Origin of the sequence: uncultured Veillonella sp., from assembly GCF_905209685.1 — a bacterium.
Taxonomy (GTDB): Bacteria; Bacillota; Negativicutes; order Veillonellales; family Veillonellaceae; genus Veillonella.
In genome coordinates, this window is the sequence record NZ_CAJLUB010000087.1 from 1 (window position 1) to 8,010 (window position 8,010).

Here is an 8,010-nt window from a genome sequence, read left to right on the forward strand (position 1 = left end):
AGAAAGACCCTTATAGGGTCAGAGCAAACCACCCGTTCTACGGGTGGTTATGATTCAGTATAATTATCGGGTTTTTTAGGCTCTACAATCATTGTTTGATGAGTATTAAAAATAACAAATCCAAGAGGAGACCCAGGTGGTTTTTTGATATTTTTAATATATGTGTAGTCTACAGGTACCTTACTAGTTTCACGAGCCTTACTAAAATATGCTGCATATTGAGCAACCTTAGATAAAATCATATCATCAGGTTCTACATTAAGTCTTAATATGAGGTGAGAACCCTGAATATCTTGAGTGTGGAACCAAATATCGGTTGGTTTTGCAAATCGATGGGTTAAATATTCGTTTTGTTGATTGTTACGACCAATAAATATTTCACCTTCATCAATGGTTAAATGAATGTAATTCGATTTACCTAGCTTATAAGATAGTGGCTTTTTAGATTTTTTTATAATGCCCGCATCCATACATTCTTTTCGAATTTCTTCTAAGCTTTCACGGGTAGTGGCTAATGAAATACTATATAAAATCGATTTGAGATATTCCAGTTTTGTAGTACTAGCATTAAGTTGATATTCACCGCTGACCATACGATTTTTTAATTTTGTATAGAGCTTATAATACCATTGTCCGTTTTCTACAATCGTAAGATTTGGTTTTAAAGGGATTGTTAATAACTCTCCATCTTCAGAAAGAAGATTTGGTAATTGAATAGAAGGTTCATACTGTACCTGTAAGTGGGCATTAATCATTAAGATATCGCCATACAGTTTATAGGTGTCCATTTTATTAGTATCATCTAATTCATCTTTGATCTTTTGATGACGGATTTCTTCTTTTTTGATAGCCGCTGTTAAAATCTTTTCTAGTTCCTTATCAGCAGTGTGAATAGATTTTGTATTGTGAATCGATTCTTCTAGAGCTTCTGAAATTGTATTATATTCTTTAAGTACTTTATAGTTGTGTAATGTAAAGGTTGCGTGAGCCTTTTTATTATTATCATTGATTAAAGTAAATAAGCCATGACTGTCTTGGAGTTTTGCTTTTAGCTCATATAATGCCTTGGCTAATGTATCTAATTGATCTGGACTTAAATCAGTTATACATTCATCACCATTTAGATTGGCAGTCCATAATACTTCATCTAATAAGGGTTTGCCAAAGCCGTTAAAGATGGCCCGTATAGATTGCTGTACAGTACCATCACCAAAGGAAGTTAGTAGATTTTTGATTTCTTCATAATCGAAGTCCATCAAACTTACACGATTAGCATTTGGTGGTAATTCATAGTTAAGTTTAGGACTAATAGACCGTTCACGATTCATTAAAGGGGATACGTGAATTAAGGATTCTAAAATGACTCCATCTTGCACAAAGATACAGTTTGAATATTTGCCCATTAATTCTACATAGATAAATGTACTTGTAATAGACCCATCCATTTCAAGCTTATCCGTTTGGATACACATGATTCGGTCCCCATTAATTTGTTCCACCTTTACAATGCGGCTACCTTCAATATGTTTACGTAAAAACATACATAGTGAACTTGGTTCTTTTGGTAAATCCTGGATCGGTTTGCTAAGATACATTGCAGGGGTTGCACCAACTGTAACAATCAAGTTTTGATCTTCGTTAAGGGCTCGAATTTTAAATAGTAATGTAGTTTTATCTATTTGATATAATTTTTGTATTTGACCTGTTTGTAATCGCTCGTTTAATTCTTTAGCGAGAACAGACATGGTAAGTCCGTCTAAATTCATAGTACTCCTTTCAATTTTATTTAGAAGTATAGTTTAGTATAACATAATGTACATATAATTCTTAGTATTTAAACACGGAATGTATAATTCGTGGTACAATAATAAAAACTGCTAAGGAGGATATCACATGAAAAGTATGACCGGTTTTGGTTCTGGCACGGCAACCAAAGATGGCATTACCTGCACGGTAGAAATAAAGTCCGTAAATGCGCGATTTCTTGATTTATTTATACGTAGTCCAAAGCAAATAAACCCTTTTGAAACCATTATTCGTGGATTAGTACAAGATCGAATTACCCGCGGTAAGGTTGAAGTATCGGTTTCTATCCAAGATGCGGGAGAGAGACCTAAGACCTTTACAATAAACAGTGTATTGAGAAAACAGATACAAGAATTACTTGTTCAAGAAGAGTTTTATGATGATCCTAAAAAGGTACCTTTGCAAGCGGTCAATTCTATTTCTAACGAATGGATACAACAACAAGATACACCGATTGCAGAAGATGTTCTTTCAGAAATAGTAAAAGAATCTACAACTCAAGCATTAGATGCTCTAATAGCAATGCGTACGGTAGAAGGTAAACATATTGAACAAGATTTATTATCACGTATCTCTACCTTAGAAAATGTCATCAAACATATTGATGAGAATAAGGCGGGAGCCGTAGAAGCATATCGCGAGCATATAAAAGGTAAAATTCAAGAGTACTTAGTTTCTTTGGAAGCGAGTATCAGTGAAGATCGTTTTTTGCAGGAAATAGCTTTACTGGCTGATAAGACTGATATTACGGAAGAGATTGTCCGATTCACCTCACATGTGGTACAATTAAAAAACACACTTGTAGATGAGAATTCCATCGGTCGTAAGGTGGATTTTATTTTGCAAGAAATGAATCGTGAAGTGAATACAATTGGTTCCAAAGCTATGGATTCAAGTATTACAGAGTTTGTGGTTCAACTTAAATGTGAGTTAGAAAAAATTAGAGAACAAGTACAGAATGTAGAGTAATAGGAGGTCCATAAATGAGTATTCAATTATTGAATATAGGCTTTGGTAATATGGTATCTGCTAACCGTGTTATGGCTATCATCAGTCCTGAATCTGCGCCAATTAAACGTATGGTTCAAGATGCACGTGATAAGGGCCTACTCATTGATGCTACATATGGTCGTAAGACTCGTGCTGTATTAGTTATGGATAGTGGTCAAATTGTATTATCTGCAATTCAACCAGAAACCGTAGCACATCGACTTGTGCAATATGATGTAGACGAAGATACAGTAGAATCATAGGAGTACATATGTCAGACAGAGGATTATTAATCGTTATATCCGGGCCATCTGGCGCAGGTAAAGGTACGATTTGTGCGAATATTCGAAAAGAAATGCCTAATCTAGTTTATTCCGTTTCTATGACAACACGGGCACCACGTGTTGGTGAAGTGGAAGGGGTCAATTATTTCTTTCGCTCAAAAGAAGAGTTTGAATCTCTATTAAGTGAAGATGCATTTTTAGAATATGCAAAAGTGTATGATAATTACTACGGTACACCAAAACAACATGTAATGGATTTATTAGATGAAGGTAAAAGTGTACTGTTAGAAATTGATATTCAAGGTGCTATGCAGGTAAAAGAACGTTTTAGTGATGCTGTATTTATTTATATAGTGCCACCGTCTTTAACTGAGTTATCTGAGCGTTTACATAACCGCGGTACAGATGCGAAAGAAGTTATTGATAAACGGCTGTCATTAGCTTGTTCTGAATTGGCATTAGCTCATCGATATGACTATATAGTTGTAAATGATGATCTCGGAGAGGCATCAGAGAAGGTTGCTTCTATTTTACGGGCAGAATCCTGTAAGATTAGTCGTAATAAAGAACAAATTCAATTTATTTATAAACAGTATCAAGAGTCTAAGGAGAAGTGATAGTATGATGGTAAAACCTCCATTGAAAAAATTGGAAAGTCAAGTTGATAGCAAATATACTTTGGTAACATTGGCAGCTAAACGCGCTCGTGAATTAACAGATGGCGAACAATGCTTAGCTGAATCTACACATGCAACTGACAAGCCTGTATCCTTGGCATTCTATGAAATTGCCGAAGGTGAAGTGACTTATAAACGCACAAAAGAAGGCATTAAATAAGATTAATCAATTCCTTGTATCCTTGATACAAGGAATTTTTAAAAGGAGAAGAACATGCGCGGAAAACATATCATTGTCGCTGTATCTGCAGGTATTGCAGCGTATAAGGCAATTGAAGTAGTAAGCCGACTTCGTAAAAAAGGTGCTGAAGTAAAGGTTGTTATGACTGAAAACTCCACTCATATAGCTTCACCACTTACATTTGGTGAAATTAGTGGACATCCTGTAGCTATCGACATGTTTGAACAAGTACACCAATGGGATGTGGAGCATATTGCATTAGCAACATGGGCAGATGCATACGTTGTTGTACCTGCTACAGCAAATGTGATTGGTAAAATTTATGCCGGTATTGCAGATGATATGCTAACAACTACAATAATGGCTACTACGGCGCCAAAATATCTTTGTCCTGCTATGAATACAGAAATGTATAATAATCCCATTACGCAACGAAATTTAGAGGGATTACAGACTTTGGGATACCATATTATGGAACCGGCTGAAGGTTGGCTAGCCTGTGGTATCACTGGTGTGGGTCGTTTACCAGAGCCTGAAGCCATTGTAGAATGGCTTGAATCGCAGATGTGTAAATCTAATGAGCTTGAAGGTACCACAGTACTTGTTACCGCTGGTGGTACGCAAGAAAACATCGATCCTGTTCGTTATATTGGGAATCGTTCTAGCGGCAAAATGGGGTACGCCATTGCTGAACAAGCAGCACGCATGGGGGCTAATGTTATTTTAGTTAGTGCTCCTACATCTTTAGCTGTACCAAGTGGAGTAGATTTTGTTCCTGTTGATTCTGCCTTATCTATGCAACATGCTGTTGAATCTCGATACGATACGGTAGATGTAGTTGTTATGGCCGCTGCAGTATCTGACTTTAGAGTCCTTCATAAAGCAGAGCAAAAAATCAAAAAAATGGAGTCTATGACATTAGAACTTGTTAAGAATCCAGATATCCTACAAGGTTTAGGTGCTAAAAAGAAACATCAAATTCTTGTTGGGTTTGCAGCAGAAACAGAACATGTAATCGAGTATGGTCAAGATAAGGTAGCTAGAAAAAATCTAGATATGCTTGTAGCCAATGATGTAAGTAAGTCTAATGCTGGTTTTAATGTAGATACAAATGAAGGCTACTTCTTATATCCTAATAAAGATCCAAAAGAAATGCCTAATATGAAAAAATCTGAGTTAGCACATAACATTATGAAAGAAGTTGTGGAATTAGTAAAAAATAAATAGCACTGATACATAATTGTATCTTAAATTTTGTAGTTTGTTGTACATAGAAAGAAGTGTTATTTACATGTTTGCTATTCAAAAAGCTTATTTGGATGGCTCGTTAAGCAAAGATAAATGGAGCAATAATATTATTGCTGGTTTGGTGGTAGGAGTTGTAGCACTACCATTAGCTATGGCCTTTGCTATCGCCAGTGGAGTTACGCCGCAAGCGGGTATCTATACTGCTATTATTGCAGGTATATTCGTTTCCTTATTTGGTGGTTCACCTGTACAGATTGCTGGTCCTACAGGGGCTTTCATCGTCCTATTAAGTAGTATAGTTGTAAACTATGGGTTCGAAGGTTTACAAATTGCTACTATGATGGCTGGTATTATGCTTATCTTGATGAGTGTAGCGAAGTTAGGTACAGTTATCCGATTTATTCCGGCTCCTGTTATTATGGGGTTCACAGCTGGTATTGGGGTTACGATTTGGGTTGGTCAATGGCCGTATTTCTTTGGATTTCCCCAATTACCTTATATGGTTCATTTTCATGAGAAATTGTGGGCTATGATTCAATCTTTGCCAAACTCAGATTTACCGACATTAGGTATAGCCGTATTAAGTTTAGCTTTATTATTGATATTACCTAAAATTCCGTATATCAAAAAAGTGCCAGCTCCTATTGTGGCCATGGTTGTAGCTACGATTATTCAAGCTGTTTATCAATTTCCCAGTGTATTGACGATTGGTAGTGCTTTTGGAGGCATTCCTCAAGGTTTACCAGAATTTTCTATACCGATTCTAAGCTTTGATAAAATATTAACTTTAATCGGACCTGCTTTTACCATTGCTATGCTGGGTGCTATAGAATCTTTGTTATCTGCAGTTGTAGCGGATGGTATGAGTGGTACAAAGCATGAATCAAATACTGAGTTGTTTGGACAAGGACTGGCTAATGTATTTGCCCCTTTATTTGGTGGTATTGCATCTACAGGAGCGATTGCGCGTACTGCTACCAATATTCGCCAAGGTGGTAATTCTCCATTAGCTGGTATCATTCATGCCATAACACTATGCATTATTTTGTTATTTTTAGCGCCTTATGCTGTTTATATTCCGTTAGCATCAATGGCTGCCATTCTTTTTGTTGTTGCCTATAATATGAGTGATGCGCCGCGATTTGTTCGCATGCTTATTTTAGCGCCACGACCAGATCAAGTTATTTTGCTTCTCACATTCTTTTTAACCATTTTCACAGATTTGGTTGTAGCCGTAAACGTAGGTGTAGTACTCGCTGTATTACAATTCATGCGTAAAATGGTTAATACTATTGACGTGCACGAAGCAAGTTGTGCTGAATTATCTGAGCAGATTAAACATGAAATCACAATACACTCTGATATCATGGTATATACCGTAGAAGGGCCGTTATTTTTTGGTGCTATAAGTGCTTTTGATCGGGCATTAAATTCGATTCATAAAGATCCTAAATATTTGATAATTCGTTTTGTGAAAGTACCATTTGTAGATTTAACGGGCTTACGTATATTACGTAGTATCATCGAAGAACTGCAAAAGAGAGGTATTGAGGTGTTACTAAGTGATGTAAGTTATGATATACGTCGCGAAATGTACAAGTCTGATTTTCTAGATATTCTTGGTCGCCATCATATGTATCGAAAATTTGATAGTGCTCTTCACAAAGCTGAACACGATTTGGCTTTATTAGAGGCGAAAGAAATATAATAATGACTTGCTTTATCAATGCAAATACACTATAATATTTCTGTAACTCATCAAGAGTAGTGGAGGGATAGGCCCTGTGAAGCTACAGCAACCATTCCAAGAGGAAAAGGTGCTAATTCCTATGACAAATGTCGTTAGATGGGAGGGTCTCTCATGAGTACATGAGAGGCTTTTTTTCGTATTAGGAGGATAAAATGGCTGAAAAACATATGTTTTTTACTTCTGAATCTGTTACTGAAGGCCATCCAGATAAAATAGCTGACCAAATTTCTGACGCTGTTTTGGATGCGATTATTGAAAAGGATCCAACTGCTCGTGTAGCTTGTGAAACTTTAGTTACTACGGGTCTAGTTCATGTAGTAGGTGAAATCTCTACCAATACTTATGTGGATATTCCTCGCATCGTACGTGATACTGTTCGAGATATCGGCTATACACGTGCTAAATTTGGTTTTGACTGCGATACTTGCGGTGTACTTGTTTCTATTGATGAACAATCTGCTGATATCGCTATGGGCGTAGATGAAGCGCTAGAATCTAAAGAAGGTAATGGTGAAGCACTAGATAAAATTGGTGCTGGTGACCAAGGTATGATGTTTGGTTATGCATCTAATGAAACACCTGAACTTATGCCTATGCCAATTTCTTTGGCTCATCGTTTATCCCGTCGTCTTACAGAAGTTCGTAAAGATGGCACTTTAACATATCTTCGTCCAGATGGTAAAACTCAAGTAACTGTTGAATATGTTGACGGTAAACCAAAACGTATTGATACAATTGTTATATCTACACAACATAGCCCTGAAGTTACGCAAGAACAAATTAAAGCTGATTTAAAACGCTTTGTTATTGATGCAGCATTGCCTGCTGAATTTGTTGATGAAAATACAAAATATTTCATTAACCCAACTGGCCGTTTCGTAATCGGTGGTCCTCATGGTGATGCTGGCTTGACTGGCCGCAAAATTATCGTAGATACTTACGGCGGTATGGCTCGTCATGGTGGCGGTGCTTTCTCTGGTAAGGATCCATCTAAGGTTGACCGCTCTGCAGCATATGCAGCTCGTTATGTAGCTAAAAACGTTGTTGCAGCAGGTCTTGCTGATAAATGTGAAG

8 protein-coding genes and 1 riboswitch are annotated in these 8,010 nt (G+C 36.8%); of the genes, 7 read left to right on the forward strand and 1 reads right to left on the reverse strand.

Annotated elements, in window-relative coordinates:
• Nucleotides 1–47: 47 nt before the first annotated feature.
• Complete coding sequence (locus QZ055_RS06805) at nt 48–1,766, reverse strand: NFACT family protein (protein ID WP_295825508.1); 1,719 nt, start codon at nt 1,764–1,766, stop codon at nt 48–50.
• Between the two features lie 127 nt (nt 1,767–1,893).
• On the opposite strand from QZ055_RS06805, the gene QZ055_RS06810 reads away from it, so the two are divergent.
• From QZ055_RS06810 to metK, 7 genes are all read left to right on the forward strand, one after another.
• Nucleotides 1,894–2,775 (forward strand): YicC/YloC family endoribonuclease, encoded by an 882-nt coding sequence (locus QZ055_RS06810; RefSeq protein ID WP_295820277.1) that lies wholly within the window; start codon nt 1,894–1,896, stop codon nt 2,773–2,775.
• A gap of 14 nt (nt 2,776–2,789) precedes the next feature.
• Nucleotides 2,790–3,059, forward strand: a complete 270-nt coding sequence (gene remA / locus QZ055_RS06815) for an extracellular matrix/biofilm regulator RemA (protein ID WP_005386753.1) — start codon at nt 2,790–2,792, stop codon at nt 3,057–3,059.
• Nucleotides 3,060–3,067: 8 nt separating this feature from the next.
• Entirely contained in the window at nt 3,068–3,697 is a 630-nt protein-coding gene (gmk, locus tag QZ055_RS06820; protein WP_005386752.1) for a guanylate kinase, read from the forward strand.
• 4 nt (nt 3,698–3,701) lie between these two features.
• On the forward strand, nt 3,702–3,917 hold the full coding sequence (rpoZ, locus tag QZ055_RS06825) for a DNA-directed RNA polymerase subunit omega (RefSeq protein WP_005386751.1): 216 nt from the start codon (nt 3,702–3,704) through the stop codon (nt 3,915–3,917).
• 54 nt (nt 3,918–3,971) lie between these two features.
• Entirely contained in the window at nt 3,972–5,165 is a 1,194-nt protein-coding gene (gene coaBC, locus QZ055_RS06830) for a bifunctional phosphopantothenoylcysteine decarboxylase/phosphopantothenate--cysteine ligase CoaBC (protein ID WP_295825514.1), read from the forward strand.
• Nucleotides 5,166–5,229: 64 nt separating this feature from the next.
• Entirely contained in the window at nt 5,230–6,894 is a 1,665-nt protein-coding gene (locus QZ055_RS06835; protein ID WP_295825516.1) for a SulP family inorganic anion transporter, read from the forward strand.
• 44 nt (nt 6,895–6,938) lie between these two features.
• Nucleotides 6,939–7,039, forward strand: a riboswitch (SAM riboswitch).
• A 49-nt stretch (nt 7,040–7,088) separates the two neighbouring features.
• Nucleotides 7,089–8,010 (forward strand): methionine adenosyltransferase (gene metK / locus QZ055_RS06840; protein ID WP_295825519.1); only part of this gene is annotated, 922 nt, incomplete at its 3' end.

Bases quoted from the DNA above. Each gene is read 5' to 3' on its own strand.
- QZ055_RS06805 (WP_295825508.1), bottom strand. From the start codon at position 1,766: ATGAATTTAGACGGACTTACCATGTCTGTTCTCGCTAAAGAATTAAAC.
- QZ055_RS06810 (WP_295820277.1), top strand. From the start codon at position 1,894: ATGAAAAGTATGACCGGTTTTGGTTCTGGCACGGCAACCAAAGATGGC.
- remA (WP_005386753.1), top strand. From the start codon at position 2,790: ATGAGTATTCAATTATTGAATATAGGCTTTGGTAATATGGTATCTGCT.
- gmk (WP_005386752.1), top strand. From the start codon at position 3,068: ATGTCAGACAGAGGATTATTAATCGTTATATCCGGGCCATCTGGCGCA.
- rpoZ (WP_005386751.1), top strand. From the start codon at position 3,702: ATGATGGTAAAACCTCCATTGAAAAAATTGGAAAGTCAAGTTGATAGC.
- coaBC (WP_295825514.1), top strand. From the start codon at position 3,972: ATGCGCGGAAAACATATCATTGTCGCTGTATCTGCAGGTATTGCAGCG.
- QZ055_RS06835 (WP_295825516.1), top strand. From the start codon at position 5,230: ATGTTTGCTATTCAAAAAGCTTATTTGGATGGCTCGTTAAGCAAAGAT.